Annotated in this window: 16 protein-coding genes and 1 riboswitch; of the genes, 7 read left to right on the forward strand and 9 right to left on the reverse strand. The window is 71.5% G+C overall.

From position 1 onward, the window contains the following. Positions 1-31 precede the first annotated feature (31 nt). From SSPS47_RS07825 to SSPS47_RS07845, 5 genes are all read right to left on the reverse strand, one after another. On the reverse strand, positions 32-1,051 hold the full coding sequence (locus tag SSPS47_RS07825; protein WP_164249769.1) for a hypothetical protein: 1,020 nt from the start codon (positions 1,049-1,051) through the stop codon (positions 32-34). A 51-nt stretch (positions 1,052-1,102) separates the two neighbouring features. Beyond that, positions 1,103-2,020: a methylenetetrahydrofolate reductase [NAD(P)H] gene (metF, locus tag SSPS47_RS07830; RefSeq protein ID WP_164249771.1), complete on the reverse strand. Its 918-nt coding sequence runs from the start codon at positions 2,018-2,020 to the stop codon at positions 1,103-1,105. A gap of 163 nt (positions 2,021-2,183) precedes the next feature. After that, entirely contained in the window at positions 2,184-2,852 is a 669-nt protein-coding gene (gene thiE, locus SSPS47_RS07835) for a thiamine phosphate synthase (protein ID WP_147872494.1), read from the reverse strand. Between the two features lie 89 nt (positions 2,853-2,941). Beyond that, a complete protein-coding gene (locus tag SSPS47_RS07840) occupies positions 2,942-3,307 on the reverse strand; it encodes an Rv2175c family DNA-binding protein (RefSeq protein WP_147872496.1) in 366 nt (121 codons plus the stop codon). 102 nt (positions 3,308-3,409) lie between these two features. Next, the gene (locus SSPS47_RS07845; protein WP_164249773.1) at positions 3,410-4,630 is read right to left on the reverse strand and encodes an FAD-dependent oxidoreductase; all 1,221 of its coding nucleotides are present in this window, start codon (positions 4,628-4,630) and stop codon (positions 3,410-3,412) included. A 106-nt stretch (positions 4,631-4,736) separates the two neighbouring features. Further along, positions 4,737-4,851, forward strand: a riboswitch (TPP riboswitch). Between SSPS47_RS07845 and thiO the strand changes: the two genes are divergently transcribed. From thiO to SSPS47_RS07870, 5 genes are all read left to right on the forward strand, one after another. Then, positions 4,848-6,065 carry a glycine oxidase ThiO gene (gene thiO / locus SSPS47_RS07850; RefSeq protein ID WP_164249774.1) on the forward strand — a complete coding sequence of 406 codons (1,218 nt, stop codon included), beginning with the start codon at positions 4,848-4,850 and terminating at the stop codon, positions 6,063-6,065. It overlaps the preceding riboswitch by 4 nt. Positions 6,066-6,109: 44 nt before the next feature. After that, positions 6,110-6,310: a sulfur carrier protein ThiS gene (thiS, locus tag SSPS47_RS07855; RefSeq protein WP_164254440.1), complete on the forward strand. Its 201-nt coding sequence runs from the start codon at positions 6,110-6,112 to the stop codon at positions 6,308-6,310. A 4-nt stretch (positions 6,311-6,314) separates the two neighbouring features. Continuing rightward, positions 6,315-7,109 carry a thiazole synthase gene (locus SSPS47_RS07860; protein ID WP_164249776.1) on the forward strand — a complete coding sequence of 265 codons (795 nt, stop codon included), beginning with the start codon at positions 6,315-6,317 and terminating at the stop codon, positions 7,107-7,109. Positions 7,110-7,274: 165 nt separating this feature from the next. Further along, on the forward strand, positions 7,275-9,428 hold the full coding sequence (locus tag SSPS47_RS07865) for a PASTA domain-containing protein (protein ID WP_164249778.1): 2,154 nt from the start codon (positions 7,275-7,277) through the stop codon (positions 9,426-9,428). Positions 9,429-9,431: 3 nt separating this feature from the next. Then, the gene (locus SSPS47_RS07870) at positions 9,432-10,304 is read left to right on the forward strand and encodes a deoxyribonuclease IV (RefSeq protein ID WP_164249780.1); all 873 of its coding nucleotides are present in this window, start codon (positions 9,432-9,434) and stop codon (positions 10,302-10,304) included. 38 nt (positions 10,305-10,342) lie between these two features. Here the strand turns inward: SSPS47_RS07870 and SSPS47_RS07875 are convergent, their stop codons facing one another. Continuing rightward, positions 10,343-10,975 (reverse strand): sulfite oxidase-like oxidoreductase, encoded by a 633-nt coding sequence (locus tag SSPS47_RS07875; RefSeq protein ID WP_147872507.1) that lies wholly within the window; start codon positions 10,973-10,975, stop codon positions 10,343-10,345. A gap of 155 nt (positions 10,976-11,130) precedes the next feature. Here SSPS47_RS07875 and bfr point away from each other — a divergent pair, with 155 nt between their 5' ends. Beyond that, positions 11,131-11,610: a bacterioferritin gene (gene bfr / locus SSPS47_RS07880; RefSeq protein ID WP_147872509.1), complete on the forward strand. Its 480-nt coding sequence runs from the start codon at positions 11,131-11,133 to the stop codon at positions 11,608-11,610. Positions 11,611-11,641: 31 nt separating this feature from the next. Here the strand turns inward: bfr and SSPS47_RS07885 are convergent, their stop codons facing one another. Continuing rightward, on the reverse strand, positions 11,642-11,929 hold the full coding sequence (locus SSPS47_RS07885) for a (2Fe-2S)-binding protein (protein ID WP_239064807.1): 288 nt from the start codon (positions 11,927-11,929) through the stop codon (positions 11,642-11,644). 179 nt (positions 11,930-12,108) lie between these two features. Then, entirely contained in the window at positions 12,109-13,464 is a 1,356-nt protein-coding gene (locus tag SSPS47_RS07890) for a 3-deoxy-7-phosphoheptulonate synthase class II (RefSeq protein WP_164249783.1), read from the reverse strand. 288 nt (positions 13,465-13,752) lie between these two features. Between SSPS47_RS07890 and SSPS47_RS07895 the strand changes: the two genes are divergently transcribed. Continuing rightward, positions 13,753-15,744: an anthranilate synthase family protein gene (locus SSPS47_RS07895; protein ID WP_164249785.1), complete on the forward strand. Its 1,992-nt coding sequence runs from the start codon at positions 13,753-13,755 to the stop codon at positions 15,742-15,744. A gap of 462 nt (positions 15,745-16,206) precedes the next feature. On the opposite strand, the gene SSPS47_RS07900 is transcribed toward SSPS47_RS07895, so the two are convergent. Continuing rightward, on the reverse strand, positions 16,207-17,235 hold the full coding sequence (locus SSPS47_RS07900) for a 6-phosphofructokinase (protein WP_147872516.1): 1,029 nt from the start codon (positions 17,233-17,235) through the stop codon (positions 16,207-16,209). Between the last annotated feature and the right edge of the window lie 130 nt (positions 17,236-17,365).

Consider the following 17,365-nt stretch of genomic DNA (forward strand, 5'->3'; position numbering starts at 1 on the left):
CGGACGTCGCGGGAGTTGGGCGGGCCGTCAGTCAGTAGCGGTAGCGCTGCTCGTCGTGGTCGGGGTCGTAGCCGTACTGCTCGGGCGCCTGCTGCGGCATCGGGGGGATGTTCTCGCCCTCTCGCTGTTGCGGGACCCAGACCCCGCCGGGCGGCGTCTCCGCGCCGTACTCGGGCGACCCCGCCCGGCCGCCGCCCTGCCCGTTCTGGTCGCCGTAGGGGGCCGCGTACTGCTGCTGGCCGCCGTAACTGTCGTACGCGCCGTAGGAATCGCCGCCGCTGTTCGTGGCGCCGTACGGGTCGCTGTAGGCGGCGTACTGCTGCTGCCCCGTGTCGTAGTCGTACTGACCGCTCTGGCCGCTCTGCGCCGCGTACGGGTCCTGCTGACCGCCGTACGCGTCTTGGCCCTGGCTCGCGTAGGGGTCCCCGGCACCGTAGGTGTCGGTGGAGCCGTAGGCATCCTGGGCCTGACCGGAGTAGGCGTCCTGGCCCGCGTAGGCGTCGTGACCGGCGTAGGTGCCTTGGCCCGTGGGGGCGTCGTAACCGCTGTACGGGTCGTAGTTGCCGTACTGGGTCGCCTGGTAGGCCGCGTCGCTGTACACGCCGTACTGCCCGGTCTCGTCGGGCATCGGCTCCGGCTCGTAGACCGAGGCCGCGAGCGGGGGCTCGCCGGGGACGGGACCGGCGCCCATGTTGTCCGCCGCGACGGGCCGGTACTCCAAGTCCGAGACTTCCAGGCTCGGTTCGCGTGTCTCGGCCTCACCGCCGCCGGCCCTGCGGCGGCGGCTCACGCCGGGGCTGCCGCCGATCGCCCAGCCGGTGGAGAAGCCGCGGCGGAACGAGAGCGTCACATAGGTCTGGCCGACCGCGAACGCGATCGCGCCGACGGCGATGACCGGAACGGACGCGAGCAGGACACCCAGCACCACGCCGACGAAACCCGTGAAGGCGAGAAGTCGCCAACGGAGCCGCGCCTTGTACTGGAGCAGTACTTCACCCAGCAGCCACAGCGCGACGATGCCGAACGCGATGTAGAGGACCGTCCAGCCCATGCCCGCCCCTCTCCTGCGGTCACCGCCCCGGGTCGGGGCGTGTACGACCGGTCACGACTGCTCGTGCCGTCCGAGATTCTCGTAAATTTCGAGCGTCGCCGTGGAGTTGTTGAGTGTAATGAAGTGGAGTCCGGGGACACCCTCCGCGCGCAGCGTCGCGCAGAACTCAGTCGCGTACTCGATACCGATGGAGCGTACAGCGGCGGGATCCTCCGCGGCGGAGAGGATCCGCTCTTTCAGTGCGGGGGGCAGCGACGCGTTGCTGAGCTGCGAGAAGCGCTCGATCTGCCGGACGTTGGTGACCGGCATGATCTCCGGGATGATCGGGGTGTCGCAGCCGGCCGCCGCCACCTTGTCCCGCAGCCGCAGATAGTCCTCGGGGTCGAAGAACATCTGGGTGATGGCGTAGTCGGCGCCCGCGCGGCACTTGGCCACGAAATGCCGGATGTCGCTCTCCCAGTCGGGCGAGCGCGGATGCATCTCGGGGAAGGCGGCGACGCCCACGCAGAAGTCGCCGGACTCCTTGATCAGACGGACCAGGTCGGCCGCGTACGTCACGCCCTCGGGGTGTTTGACCCACTCGCCCATCGGGTCGCCGGGCGGGTCTCCGCGCACGGCGAGGATGTTCCTGATCCCGGCGTCCGCGTACTGGCCGATCATGTTCCGCAGCTCGGCGACCGAGTGGTTCACCGCGGTGAGGTGGGCGACCGGGGTGAGTGTGGTGTCGGAGGCGATCTGCTGGGTCGCCTTGACCGTGCCCGCGCGGGTGGAGCCCCCGGCGCCGTAGGTCACCGAGACGAAGTTCGGGGCGACGGCCTCGACCCGGCGCAACGCGTTCCAGAGGTTCCGCTCGCCCTTCTCCGTCTTGGGCGCCCAGAATTCGAACGAGTACGACAATTTGCCGGTCGCAAGCAGGTCACGCACCGTACGAGCGTGATCCGTCCTGGTCGAAGCTGTACCAAGGGCCATACGGGAAGGTTATCGAGGGCACGGCGATCACCCAACCAGAGCAGGCCTTTTTGTCCATTTCACACCATGCCTGTCCACCCCTCGGACAGCGCACCCGCAACCGGAGCCGGGGGTCCGGGGGTCCGGGGCTTTGGGGCGGGTGACGGTGGTGCGGCGGACCGTGTCAGGCGACCCGGTCCCGTACGCGCTTGGCGATGCCGGCGGCCGCCATGGCCGGGTCGTCCGCCTCCGTGAGGGCCCGTACGACCACGACCCGGCGGGCCCCGGCGTCCAGCACCTCTTCGAGGTTGCCCGTGTCGATCCCGCCGATCGCGAACCACGGGCGCCGGGTGGCCATCGACGCCGCGTACCGCACGAGGTCGAGTCCGGGGGCGGGTCGGCCCGGCTTGGTGGGGGTGGGCCAGCACGGCCCCGCGCAGAAGTAGTCCACGCCGGGCTCGCCGGCCGCGGCCATCACCTCGGCCTCGGAATGTGTGGAGCGGCCGATCAGCAGCTCCGTACCGAGGATGGCGCGGGCGGCGGAGACGGGCAGGTCCCCCTGGCCCAGGTGCAGCACGTCGGAACCGATGGCGTGCGCCACGTCCGCCCGGTCGTTCACGGCCAGGAGCTTGCCGTGGCGTCGGCAGGCGTCGGCGAAGACCTGAAGGTGGTCCAGCTCCTCGGCCGCCTCCATGCCCTTGTCACGAAGCTGCACGATGTCCACACCGGAGGTGAGGACGGCGTCCAGGAACTCGGGAAGATCCCCCTGCCGCTTCCGTGCGTCCGTGCAGAGATAGAGCCGGGCGTCGGACAGCAGATCGAGTGCGCTGGGCGCACCGGGCGCTGCGGGCATGCGGGTCTCCCCCGTCGGATCGTTGTCATGACGGCCGTGCGCGGGCCGGGGGCCGCCCGGCCCGCGCACGGCCGGTGGTGGTGGTGCCGTCAGACGGCGAGCGCCTGGGCGCGGCGCTTCACCTCCGTACCGCGATTCTCGCTGAGGGCCTGCGCGGGCGTGCCCGGCAGGGACGGGTCGGGAGTGAAGAGCCACTCGAGCATCTCTTCGTCGGTGAAGCTGTCGTCCCTCAGGAGCGTCAGGGTCCCGGCGAGGCCCTTGACGACCTTCTTGCCGTCGATGAAGGCGGCCGGCACCTGAAGCGCCCGATTCTCACCGCGGCGCACGGCGATCAGCTGACCCTCCTTCACCAGTTGACGCACACGCGTCACCTCGATATCGAGCATTTCCGCGATATCGGGCAGGTGAAGCCAGGCAGGGACGAGAGCATCGATCTTTGCGTCAATCTCAGTCACAGGACAAGCCTGCCATCCCGGACTGACAGTCGGAAGCCGAGCCGGGCACCGACTGGGCCGACGAGCGGTACCCCCGGCCCGGGGAGAGCGCGCGGGACACGGTCACAGAGCCGTCAGTTTGAGCGGTACGGCGGGGTCGGCGGCCCGCCGCGTGTCGATCCGCGCACCCGCCGCGACGAGCTTGCGGCCCTGCGCCAGGTCTCGCGGTCTGCCGACGGCGAGCAGCGCCACCAGCGCCCCTTCCCGCAGCCACAGGACCGACCAGGCGGCGCTCGCCGGGTCGCCGCGCCACAGGAGGGCGTCGGCCCGGTCGTGGTGGCCCGCGTACTGCACGAAACGGCCGAACTGCTCGGACCAGAAGTACGGCACCGGGTCGTAGGGCTCGTGGGACTCCCCCACGATGTCGGCGGCGACCGTGCGCGGCCCCTGGAGCGCGTTGTCCCAGTGGTGCACCATCAGCCGCTCCCCGTAGCGGGCCGAGGGGAACGAGGCGCAGTCCCCGACCGCGTACACACCGGGCGCCGAGGCGCGCAGCCGGTCGTCGGCGGTGACGGCGCCCTCGGCGCCGGTCACGATGCCGGATCCCGCCAGCCAGGCCGTCGCGGGTCTGGCGCCGATGCCCACGACCACCGCGTCCGCCGCCTGCTCACGGCCGTCGGAGAGAACCACCCGGCCGGGCTCGACGCTCGCCACGCGCGCGTGGGTGAGGAGTTCGGCGCCGCTCTCGGCGTACCAGTCGGCCATCGGAGTGGCGACCTCGGCGGGCAGGGCGCCGGCGAGCGGATGGGCCGCCGCCTCGACGACGGTCACCTCGCAGCCGGCCTCCCTGGCCGCGGTCGTGAACTCGGCGCCGATCCAGCCCGCTCCCACCACGACGACATGGTGCTTGCGCTCCAGGACGGGGCGCAGCCGCGCCGCGTCGTCCAGGGTGCGCAGCAGGTGAACACCCGGGACCCCGTCGGCGCCCGGCAGGGTGATCGGTTCGGCGCCGGTGGCGATGACCAGCGCGTCGTAGGGAACCGGCCCCGCCTCCGTGTCCACCTCGTGGTCCGCCGGGCGCACACCGGTCACTTCGAGACCCAGCCGCAACTCCGCACGGAGCGCGTCGAAGTCCACGTCGAAGGCCGAACCTTCCGCCGCACCGAGGAGGACGGCCTTCGAGAGTGGGGGCCGGTCGTAGGGCTGGTGACGCTCGGCGCCGATGAGGGTGACGGGGCCTTCGTGCCCCAGTTCGCGCAGTGCCACGGCGGTCTGCACACCCGCCATTCCCGCGCCGACGACGACGGTGCGCCGCTCGTCCGTCTGCTTCCGCTGCTCGCTCACCCGATCACCTTATGGAACCGGCGGGGTCGACGACTCCCTTACAGGGGGCGGGGACAGGGGGTTACCCTGACCGTAAAGCACTTGTCATCAGTGGCGAACAGAAGACTTCACACCTCGCGGGAGCCCGTACGCACCGGGCTGAGAGGGAGGCTGACGCGGCCTCCGACCGTACGAACCTGATCCGGGTCATGCCGGCGAAGGGAGGAGCTGGACACCCATGCGGTCATCTCATGTTCGGTACCGGGAATCCGGGCGGTCCGACGTCCTGGTGGTCGGGGGCGGGATCATCGGCCTGGTCACCGCCTGGCGCGCGGCGCAGCTCGGGCTCGGCGTCACCGTCGTCGATCCGGAGCCGGGCGGCGGCGCCGCGCGGGTCGCCGCCGGGATGCTCGCCGCCGTCAGCGAACTCGACCACGGCGAACAGACCTTGCTGGCGCTGAACATCGCCTCGGCGCAGCTGTATCCCGACTTCGTCGCCGAACTGGAGTCGGTGACGGGGCAGGAGACCGGCTACCGCGCCTGCGGCACGCTCGCCGTCGCTCTCGACAGCGACGACCGGGCGCAGCTGCGTGAACTCCACGCCCTCCAAAGGAGGTCGGGTCTGGAGTCGCAATGGCTCACCGGCCGCGAGTGCCGGCGGCTGGAGCCGATGCTCGCTCCCGGCGTCCGCGGCGGGCTGCGGGTCGACGGGGACCACCAGATCGACCCGCGCAGGCTCGCGGCCGCCCTCGTGACGGCCTGTGAGCGGTCGGGGGTGGTCTTCCACCGGGCGTGGGCCGAACGGCTGCGGGTGGCCGGGGACCGGGCCGCCGGGGTCACGGTGGCCGGCGGCGCCGAACTGGGCGCCGATCAGGTCGTCGTCGCCGGGGGCAGCCTCAGCGGGCGGCTGGCGGGCGTGCCGGACGACGTCCTGCCTCCGGTACGTCCGGTCAAGGGCCAGGTCCTGCGGCTGACGGTGCCGCGCCCGTACGCCCCGTTCCTGTCCCGGACGCTGCGGGCCGAGGTCCGCGGCAGCCACATCTATCTCGTGCCGCGCGAGAACGGCGAGCTGGTCGTCGGGGCGACGAGCGAGGAGCTGGGCTGGGACACGACGGTGACTGCGGGCGGGGTGTACGAGCTGCTGCGCGACGCCCACGAACTGCTCCCCGGCATCACCGAACTGCCGCTCACCGAGACCCTCGCCGGGCTGCGGCCGACGTCGCCGGACAACGCCCCGCTGCTCGGGCCGACCGCCCTGCCGGGGCTGCATCTGGCCACCGGGCACCACCGCAACGGGGTGCTCCTGACGCCCGTCACGGGCCGGGTGATGGCCACCGTCCTCACGACGGGTGAACTGCCGGACCACGCACGGCCCTTCACCCCCGCACGCTTCCCGCCCGGTGGCGCCTCGGCCCCCTCCCCCACCGTCCGTGCAGGTCAGGAGCAGCACGCATGACCGACACCGTGAATTCGCACCCGTCCGGCAGCGGGCCCGGGTCCATGACCGTCTCGGTGAACGGGGAAGCCCGCGTCCTCGCCGGCCCCGTCACGCTCGACGTCCTCGTCGCGACCCTGACGGCCGCTCCCTCGGGCGTCGCCGCCGCGCTCAACGAGACCGTCGTCCCGCGCGGGCGCTGGTCCGACACCACCCTGTCCGACGGCGACCGCGTCGAGATCCTCACCGCGGTCCAAGGAGGCTGACCCGATGTCCGACGACCGGCTCACCATCGGCGGCGCCGTCCTCAACTCCCGGCTCATCATGGGGACGGGCGGCGCGCCGAGCCTCGACGTCCTGGAGCGGTCCCTGACCGCGTCCGGCACCGAACTCACCACCGTCGCGATGCGCAGGCTGGACCCGAACGTGCGGGGCTCGGTCCTGTCCGTCCTCGACCGGCTGGGCATCCGGGTCCTGCCGAACACGGCGGGCTGCTTCACCGCGGGCGAGGCCGTCCTCACCGCACGGCTCGCACGCGAGGCGCTGGGCACCGACTGGATCAAGCTGGAGGTGGTGGCCGACGAACGGACGCTGCTGCCCGATCCGATCGAACTGCTGGACGCCGCCGAGACGCTGGTGGACGACGGCTTCACCGTCCTGCCGTACACGAACGACGATCCCGTGCTCGCCAGAAAGCTGGAGGACGTGGGGTGCGCGGCGATCATGCCGCTCGGCTCCCCGATCGGATCGGGTCTGGGCATCCGTAACCCGCACAACTTCCGGCTGATCACCGATCACGCGCGCGTGCCGGTGATCCTGGACGCGGGGGCGGGTACGGCGTCGGACGCCGCCCTCGCCATGGAGCTGGGCTGCGCGGCCGTGATGCTGGCTTCGGCGGTCACGCGCGCCCAGGAGCCCGTCCTGATGGCCGAGGCGATGCGGCACGCGGTCGAGGCGGGCCGGCTGGCGCACCGCGCGGGGCGCATTCCGCGCCGTCACTTCGCGGACGCCTCGTCTCCCACGGAGGGGCTGGCGGCGCTGGATCCGGAACGCCCGGCTTTCTGAGGCCCCGTGCGCCCCGCGCTCCCCGGCCGAGGTGGGGCTCCCCCGGATAAGGCGACGGCCGATTGCCGCGATGCGGTGTGCGTGCTGTCACAAGACGGCTCCAGTGGCGTGTCGGGCCCGACCCGGGGCTGCGGGAGTGTCGGCGGCGGCTCGTAGACTCAACGGGTGGATACGACCCTTAGGGACCCTCTCGTCGGGCAGGTGCTCGACGGCCGTTACCGCGTCGACGCGCGCATCGCCGTCGGCGGCATGGCCACGGTCTACCGGGCCGTCGACACCCGGCTCGACCGGGTCCTCGCCCTGAAGGTGATGCACCCGGCCCTGGCGACCGACGCCACCTTCGTGGAGCGTTTCATCCGCGAGGCCAAGTCGGTGGCGCGGCTGGCGCATCCGAACGTCGTCGGGGTCTTCGACCAGGGCGCCGAGGGCGCCTACGTGTACCTGGCGATGGAGTACGTGGAGGGCTGCACGCTGCGGGACGTCCTGCGCGAGCGCGGCGCCCTCCAGCCGCGTGCCGCCCTCGACATCCTGGAGCCGATGCTGGCCGCGCTGGGCGCCGCCCACCGGGCCGGTTTCATCCACCGGGACATCAAGCCGGAGAACGTCCTGATAGGGGACGACGGCCGGGTGAAGGTCGCCGACTTCGGCCTCGTACGGGCCGTCGGCTCGGTCACCAACACCACCGGCACGATCCTCGGCACGGTCTCCTACCTCGCCCCGGAGCAGATCGAGTACGGCACCTCCGACACCCGGGTCGACGTGTACGCGTGCGGTGTCGTCCTGCACGAGATGCTGACCGGCGCCAAACCGCACGGCGGGGACACCCCCGCGCAGGTGCTCTACCTCCATCTGAACGAGGACGTGCCCGCGCCGTCCGCCGCGGTGCCCGGTATGGCGGTCGAGCTGGACGAACTGGTCGCCGCGGCCACCGCGCGCGATCCGGAGATCCGGCCCGAGGACGCGGTGGCGATGCTCGCGCTGACCCGGCGCACGCGCGCCGCGCTCGACGACGCGCAGCTGGACGCGGTAGCGCCGCAGGCCACCGCGGAGACCTCGTCGGCCGCCCGTGCGACGAAGCGCGGGACACGGGGCGGCAACGGGGCGGTCCCGGTCGGCGCCTCGCAGCCGTCCCAGGACGGCCACGACAGCGCCACCGGCAGCGGGAGCGGGCGCTCCCACGACGCGTCACCCGCCCCGCACGGCGCCTCCCGCGGCGCGGCAGTCCACGGCTCCGACGACCGCACGAGCGTGATTCCGCGCCTCGTCCGCCCCGACGCCTCGCCCGACGATTCCGGTACCGCCGACCTGTCGGCCGCCTCCCACGGAGACGACCAGGTCCGCCGCACCAGTCGGCTCACGATGCCGCCTCCGGGCCCGGAGGCGCCCGCGCACCGGCCGCCCGCGCGCCGCCGGACCGGCAGGCTCGCCTCCGCGCCCCGCGGGAGCGTCCTGGCGGTCGTGGTCGCCGCACTGCTGGTGCTCGGTGTGGGCGTCGGCGTCTGGTATATCAACTCGGGGCAGTTCACCCGCGTCCCCTCGCTCCTCGGGCAGACCGAGCAGACGGCGAAGAAGCGCCTCGGTGCCGCCGGGCTCGACGCGAGCGTCGAGAAGGACTTCAGCGACACGTTCGAGCGCGGCACGGTCATGCGCACCGACCCGGAGCCCCGGGCGCGGATACGGGGCAACGGATCGGTGACCCTCGTCATCTCCCGCGGCCCGGAGATCGTGCGGGTCCCGGACCTGGCCGGCGAGTCGCTGGCCGACGCCAAGGACGCGCTGAGGAAGGTCGGGCTGGCGCCGGGCGTCGTCGCCCGGTCCTTCGACGAGCAGACCGATCAGGGCGACATCATCCGCACGCAGCCGAAGGCGGGTACGGAGCTGCGGCCCGACGCGGGCGTGGCGCTGGTGGTCAGCAAGGGCAGGCCGGTCCACATGCCCGATGTGACGGGCCGGTCCGAGGAGGAGGCGACCGCCTCGCTGGAGGACGCGGGACTCGATGTGAAGATCGCGGCCGAGCGCGTCAACTCCCCCGAGGAATCGGGCGCGGTGGCCAGGCAGTCCGCGAAGGAGGGCAGCAGGCTCGCCCGCGGCGACACCGTCACGCTGACGATCTCCAAGGGCCCGCGGATGCTCGCCGTCCCGGACGTCACGGGGAAGTCGACAGACGCGGCCACGAGCGAGCTGAACGACGCCGGCTTCGAGGTGGAGGTCGACCGGAGCTTCCCGTTCCTGGACGACACCGTGTCGAAGCAGTCCGTCGAGGGCGGCGAGAAGGCCGCCGAGGGCAGCACCATCACCATCTCGACCAAGGGAATCTGAGGCTTGACGCTCCCCGACCGCCCGCGCAATCCCGTCGGCGGCCACGTCCCGGTGGCGGGCGGTCTCGCCCGCGTGGGGCTGGCCTGGGCGCGTGACATCGGCGCCGAGACCGTCCAGGTCTTCGTGGCCAATCCGCGCGGCTGGGCGACGCCCGGCGGGAACCCGGCGCAGGACGAGCTGTTCCGGGACCGGTGCGCCGCCGAGGGGCTGTCCGCGTACATCCACGCGCCGTATCTGATCAACTTCGGCTCCCACACGCCGGAGACGGCGGAGAGGTCGGTGCACTCACTGCGGCACAGCCTGCGCCGGGGCCGGGAGATCGGCGCCCCGGGCGTCGTCGTCCACACCGGCTCGGCGACCGGCGGCCGGCCGCGCGAGGTGGCACTGGCGCAGGTACGGGAGCGGATGCTGCCGCTCCTGGACGAGCTGACGCACGACGACGACCCGTATCTGCTGCTGGAGTCGACAGCGGGGCAGGGCTCCTCGCTCTGCTCGCTCGCCGAGGACTTCGGTCCGTACTTCGACGCGCTCGACGCGCACCCCAGGCTCGGCATCTGTCTCGACACGTGCCACATCTTCGCGGCGGGCCACGATCTGGCCGCGCCGCACGGGGCGCACCGGACACTGGACCGGCTGGTGGAGACGGTGGGTCCCGGCCGGCTCAGGCTGATCCACGCCAACGACTCCAAGGACGTGTCGGGCGCCCGTAAGGACCGGCACGTGAACATCGGCGCGGGCCATATCGGTGAGGCGCCGTTCCAGGCGCTGTTCTCGCATCCGGCGACCGAGGGCGTGCCGCTGGTGATCGAGACCCCCGGCGGCAAGGAGGGCCACGCGGCGGACGTGGCCCTGCTGAAGAAGCTGCGCGACGCCTGAACCCATTGCGGAACCCCCAGAGGCCGGGACTTCGACGGCTAGAGCTCCGGGCCGTCCCCGGGGCCTTCCTGGTACGAGTAGCGCTGTTCGCTCCAGGGGTCGCCGATGTTGTGATAGCCGCGCTCCTCCCAGAAGCCGCGGCGGTCGGCGGTCATGTATTCCACGCCCCGGACCCATTTCGGGCCCTTCCACGCGTAAAGGTGCGGCACGACGAGCCGCAGCGGAAATCCGTGTTCGGCGGTGAGGAGTTCACCGCCGTTGTGGGTGGCGAATACGGTCCGTTCCGAGGTGAAGTCGGCAAGACGGACATTCGCGCTGTAGCCGTACTCGGCCCAGATCATGACATGGGTGACGGCCGGCGCCGGCGGAGCGAGTTCCAGGATCGTACGGGCGAGCACTCCGCCCCATTCGGCCCCGAGCATGCTGAATTTTGTCACGCAATGCAGATCGGCGACGACCGTCGAGAACGGCAGGGCCGAGAACTCCTCGTGATTCCAGCAGCGCTTGTCCCCGTCGGCCGTGGCGCCGAAGACCCGGAACTCCCAGCGCTCGGGCCTGAACTTCGGCACGGGGCCGTAATGCGTGACCGGCCAGCCACGCTGGAGCCGCTGCCCCGGCGGAAGCCCGGACTGCGCCGACTCCCGTTCTTCCCGGCTCCGCGGCTGACCCATGCCTTCCATGGTGACAGACCACGAAGGGTGGTCATGACCAGGTACAGCCCGATTCGGGCAACTGCTACTAAGTACGGCCTTACTGGACGCCCTTCGGAAGTCGGTGCGAGGATGCGCGCATCCTGGCCAGTCCCCGTGCGGAAGGAGCCTCTGCGATGCAGGGCGACCCCGAGGTCATCGAGTTCCTCAATGAGCAGCTGACCGCCGAATTGACAGCGATCAACCAGTACTTCCTCCACGCCAAAATGCAGGAGAACTTCGGTTGGACGAAGCTCGCCAAGTACACACGGTCCGAGTCCTTCGACGAAATGAAGCACGCGGAGATCCTGACGGACCGAATTCTCTTCCTGGAGGGTCTGCCGAATTATCAGCGGCTTTTCCATGTACGGATCGGCCAGACCGTCACCGAGATGTTCAACGCCGACCGGCAGATCGAGGTCGAGGCGATCGACAGGCTCCGGCGCGGGGTCGACGTCATGCGGGCCAAGGGCGACATCACGTCGGCGAAGATCTTCGAGTCGATCCTGGCGGACGAGGAGCACCACATCGACTATCTCGACACCCAGCTGGAGCTGGTCGAGAAACTCGGTGAGGCGCTGTACATCGCGCAGCTGATCGAGCAGCCCGACAGCTGACACGGCCCGCAGCCCTCGGCGCGCCGTTGCGTCAGGCGGCTTCCAGGCCCGCCGGCCTGCCCACGGCCTGTACGGCGGCCGCCTGCGCGACGGCGGTCTCCACGGCGGTGGCACTCACGGCGGCCGGCGCCGACAGCTCACGGCGCGGGCAGCCGCCGCGCCCGAGTATCGACTGGATGCTGCGCACGCACGAACCGCAGTCCGTGCCGGCCTTCGATGCCGAGGCGATCTGGCGGGGGGTGCACGCACCCGCCTCCGCGTGTTCCCGGACCTGCTTCTCGGTGATGCCGAAGCAAGAGCAGACGTACACGCGGTTCACCTCCCGGCGGGATCGTTGGCTGGCACCGTCCCCGTGGGCACGGTGAGGCAAACCTAACCTTACCTGCCGCCCCGGTGCGTGCGAAAGGCCCCCGTACGCGGGTGGGGCGCGGATCACATCGCGATCCGCGCCCCACCCCTCGTACTGCTCCGCGTGCCTGCCGCGCCCGGCCCGGTGCGCTACTGCGCCCGGTACATCTCCGCGACGAGGAAGGCCAGATCCAGCGACTGGCTGCGGTTGAGCCGGGGGTCGCAGGCCGTCTCGTAGCGCTGGTGGAGGTCGTCGACGAAGATCTCGTCGCCGCCGCCCACGCACTCGGTGACGTCCTCGCCGGTCAGCTCCACGTGGATGCCGCCGGGGTGGGTGCCCAGGCCCTTGTGGACCTCGAAGAAGCCCTTGACCTCGTCCAGCACGTCGTCGAACCGGCGGGTTTTGTGGCCGGACGCCGCCTCGAAGGTGTTGCCGTGCATCGGGTCGGTCACCCAGGCCACGGTCGCGCCGGACGCGGTGACCTTCTCGACCAGCTCGGGAAGCTTGTCCCTGACCTTCTCGGCGCCCATCCGGACGATGAAGGTCAGCCGGCCGGGCTCACGCTCGGGGTCGAGCCGGTCCACGTAGCTGAGCGCGTCGTCGACCGACGTCGTCGGGCCGAGCTTGATGCCGATCGGGTTGGCGATCTTCGAGGCGAACTCGATGTGCGCGCCGTCCAGTTGACGGGTGCGCTCACCGATCCAGACCATGTGGCCCGAGACGTCGTACAGCTTGCCGGTGCGCGAGTCCACACGGGTCAGCGCCGACTCGTAGTCGAGCAGCAGCGCCTCGTGCGAGGAGAAGAACTCGACCGTACGGAACTCCGCCGGGTCGGTGCCCGCCGCCTTCATGAAGTTCAGCGCGTTGTCGATCTCGCGGGCGAGACGCTCGTAACGCTGGCCGGACGGGGACGACTTCACGAAGTCCTGGTTCCAGGCGTGCACCTGGCGCAGGTCCGCGTAACCGCCGGTGGTGAAGGCGCGCACCAGGTTGAGCGTCGCGGCGGACGCGTGGTACATCCGCTTCAGCCGCTCGGGGTCCGGGACCCTGGCCGCCTCGGTGAAGGCGAAGCCGTTGACGGAGTCGCCCCGGTAGGTGGGCAGCGTCACACCGTCACGCGTCTCGGTGGGCTTGGAACGCGGCTTCGAGTACTGCCCGGCGATCCTGCCGACCTTCACCACCGGCACGGAGGCCGCGTAGGTGAGGACCGCGCCCATCTGGAGCAGGGTCTTGAGCTTGCTGCGGATCTGTTCGGCGGACACGCCGTCGAAGGCCTCGGCGCAGTCGCCGCCCTGGAGCAGGAACGCCTCACCCTTGGCGACGGCGCCCATCCTCGCGCGCAGTTGGTCGCACTCGCCCGCGAAGACGAGCGGCGGATAGCTCTCCAGCTCCGCGACGGCAGCGCGCAGGGCCTCGGCATCGGGATACTCGGGCTGCTGCGCCGCGGGGAGGTCTCGCCAGGTCGCCTGTGCGGCGGGTGCTCGGGTGTCAGCGTTCACGGTCACGCGGACAACATTACGGGTTCCGGGCAGCCGTCCACGCCGACTCTCAGTGGATGAGACAGATGTCCACCTTCGTGTCGCGGGCGGACGATGTCGGTTAAGATCCGCGGCATGTTGACGCAGCTGAATCAGGCTTGGTGGTGGACCGCACATCCGGCGGTCCGCTGATTCACGCGCGCAACACCGAATCGCAAGGCCGCCCGAGGGGCGGCCTTCCGTGTTTCCCGGCCCGTCGGCCGACACGGACCGGGAATCGGGGCCGTTCCTCCTCTCCGGAAGGAACCACCCCGCATGGACACCGACCCCGCCCGCGCCGACGTGGGACGCCCCGACGTCGCCCACCCCGACACCGGCGGACTTCTGGCCCGGCTCCTGGACGACGACTGCCCGCCCTTCGCCCTGCTGCGCCGCCGCACGCCGGGGCGCGACCACGACACCGTGGAACTGCTCGTCGGCGACGTGCGCGAGGTGCGCCGACTGGCCGACATCCCGGCCGACGACGAGCGTCCCTCGCTCGCCCTGGTCCCGTTCCGGCAGATCCGGGAGCGCGGCTTCGAGGCGCACGACGACGGCACACCGCTGTCGGTGCTGGTGGCGGACGAGTCGTACGAGCTGCCGCTCGCCGATGTCCTCGCGCATCTCCCCGCCCACCAGGTCCGGGTCGAGGACGGCGCCTTCGACATCGACGACGAGCGGTACGCGGACATCGTCCGGCGGGTCGTCGAGGACGAGATCGGCCGTGGCGAGGGCGCGAACTTCGTCATCCGGCGGACCTTCGAGGGCCGGATTCCCGGCTTCGGGCGCGCCGACGCGCTGGCGCTCTTCCGGCGGCTGCTGGCCGGCGAGCGGGGCGCGTACTGGACGTTCGTGGTGCACACCGGAGGGGGGAGGGGGCGGGAGCCGGGTGGGCGGACGCTGGTCGGGGCGAGCCCGGAGGCGCATGTGCGGATGAGCGGCGGCACCGTCGTGATGAACCCCATCAGCGGCACGTTCCGCTATCCGCCCGAGGGGCTGACCACCGAGGCGCTGCTCGAATTCCTCGGCGACCGCAAGGAGACCGACGAGCTGTCGATGGTCGTCGACGAGGAGCTGAAGATGATGTGCACCGTCGGTGACATGGGCGGGGTGGTCGTCGGGCCGCGGCTCAAGGAGATGGCCCATCTCGCGCACACGGAGTACGAGTTGCGCGGGCGCAGTTCGCTCGACGTCCGCGACGTCCTGCGGGAGACGATGTTCGCCGCGACCGTCACCGGGTCGCCGGTGCAGAACGCGTGCCGCGTCATCGCGCGGTACGAGCCCCTGGGGCGGGAGGGCACCGGGCGCGGCTACTACGCGGGCGCGCTGGCCCTCGTCGGACGGGACGCGGGCGGCGCGCAGACCCTCGACTCCCCGATCCTGATCCGGACCGCGGACATCGACGCCGGCGGCGGACTGCGCGTGCCGGTGGGGGCGACGCTCGTACGGCACTCCGACCCGGTGGGCGAGGTGGCCGAGACCCACGCCAAGGCGGCGGGGGTGCTGGCGGCACTGGGCGTGCACGCGGGGCGGCCGGGCGGCGCCTTCGTACAAAAGGCGCTCGCCGACGACCCGCGGGTGCGGGCCGCACTGGACTCGCGGCGGGCACATCTGGCGCCGTTCTGGCTGAGGATGCAGGAGCGCTCGGCGTCGCTGTCGGGGCACGCGCTGGTCATCGACAGCGAGGACACCTTCACGGCGATGCTCGCGCACCTGCTGCGGTCCGCCGGGCTGGATGTGACCGTACGGCGCTACGACGAACCGGGCCTCGGTACGGAGGCCGTGCTCGCGCACCGGGGACCGGTGGTGCTCGGCCCCGGACCGGGGGATCCGTCGGACCCCGCCGACCCCCGGATGCGCACGCTGCGCGCGCTGAGCGCCGCGCTGCTCCGGGAGCACCGGGGCGGGCTGCTGGGCGTCTGTCTCGGCAACGAGCTGATCGCGGCGGAACTCGGACTCGTCACGGCGCGCAAGCGGCGCCCGCACCAGGGCGCGCAGACCCGGATCGGACTCTTCGGCAGAACGGAGACGGTCGGCTTCTACAACAGCTTCACGGCCCGCTGCGACGACGCGCGGGCGGCGGAGCTGGCGACGCGCGGCATCGAGGTGAGCCGGGACGAGGCGGGAGAGGTCCACGCGCTGCGGGGTCCGGGCTTCGCCGGGGTGCAGTTCCACCCGGAGTCCGTACTGACCCTGCGCGGCCCCGAGATCGTGACCGCCCTCGTCACCGACGCGATGCGCGGCAGCGGGGTGGAGCGGCGGCGCTAGGCCGTGGGCGGAATGTCCCGCCCGGCCCGCGACGCCTGGCACGGTGCGTCTCCCCCGGAGCCCCCGAGGGGGCACGGGAGGTGCCCCCCTGCGTTGTCGGGCCGAGTACGGCCGGTCCATCCACCACACCGGCCCTCCGCCCTGCGATGCACCGCGCCGGCCGCCGCGGGCCCCGCCCCTCCGGGCGGACGGCGCTACATCCCGGACACGCCCCAGGCCGTGGGCGGTGGGCTCGTAGGGTGAGGGCTTGCCGATGCCGGGCTCGTTCGTTCCCGCGTCTCGGCAGCGGTGGCCGACACCGCGGGGAGGTGCGGGGCCGGGGCTCGCGAGTCCTCTTCGGGGCCGGGACGCCTGCGCGGGGCGGCGGATCGGTCCGGCCGGACGGGCTGTGAACGCAGCCCGTCCGGCGGTTGAGGACATGGGCGGCCCACGCGCCGCGCGAGCCGCCCTTGTGCTGGTCGGTCAGCCGAAGAAGACGCCGACTTCTTTATAGAGCTCCGGCTGGACGGTCTTGAGTTCCGCAATCGCCTCCGAGATCGGGACGCGCACGATGTCCGTGCCGCGCAGGGCGACCATCTTGCCGAAGTCGCCCTCCTTCACCGCGTCGATCGCGTGCAGCCCGAACCGCGTGGCCAGCCACCGGTCGAAGGCGCTCGGCGTGCCCCCGCGCTGGATATGGCCGAGGACCGTGGTCCGCGCCTCCTTGCCGGTGCGCTTCTCGATCTCCTTGGCGAGCCACTCGCCGACGCCCGACAGCCGTACATGGCCGAACGAGTCCAGCGTCCCGTCCTTGAGAATGACCTCGCCGTCCTTGGGCATCGCTCCCTCCGCGATGACGACTATCGGCGCGTACGAGGCCCTGAAACGCGACGTCACCCAGGCGCAGACCTGGTCGATGTCGAAGCGCTGCTCCGGGATGAGGATGACGTTCGCGCCGCCCGCCAGGCCCGAGTGCAGGGCGATCCAGCCCGCGTGCCGCCCCATCACCTCGCAGACGAGGACGCGCATGTGGGACTCGGCCGTGGTGTGGAGGCGGTCGATCGCCTCGGTCGCGATACCGACCGCCGTGTCGAATCCGAAGGTGTAGTCGGTCGCCGAGAGGTCGTTGTCAATGGTCTTGGGCACACCCACGCAGGGAATGCCGTGCACGTCGGAGAGCTGGGCCGCCACGCCCAGGGTGTCCTCACCGCCGATCACGATGAGCGCGTCGACCTCGCTGCTCGCGAGGTTCTCCTTGATCCGGCGGATCCCGTCCGCCGTCTTGAGGGGATTGGTGCGCGAGGATCCGAGGATGGTGCCGCCGCGGGGCAGGATGCCTCGCACGGTGGGGATGTCGAGCCGTACGGTGTCGCCTTCCAGCGGTCCTCGCCAGCCGTCCCGGAAGCCGGTGAACTCGAACCCGTACTCCGTGACGCCTTTGCGCACGATGCCACGAATGACCGCATTGAGCCCTGGGCAGTCGCCGCCCCCGGTCAATACTCCGACCCGCATGGAAACACTTCCCTTCGCCGTCGGTGACGCACCTGAGCCACGCGTGAGTGACACAGGTCACTCAGGCATGGTGCGCAGGGTCATTTCCGTAGCACCAGAGGGCGGTGGGAGGCGGTTGCGCGACGGCCGC

Origin of the sequence: Streptomyces sp. S4.7, from assembly GCF_010384365.1 — a bacterium.
Taxonomy (GTDB): Bacteria; Actinomycetota; Actinomycetes; order Streptomycetales; family Streptomycetaceae; genus Streptomyces.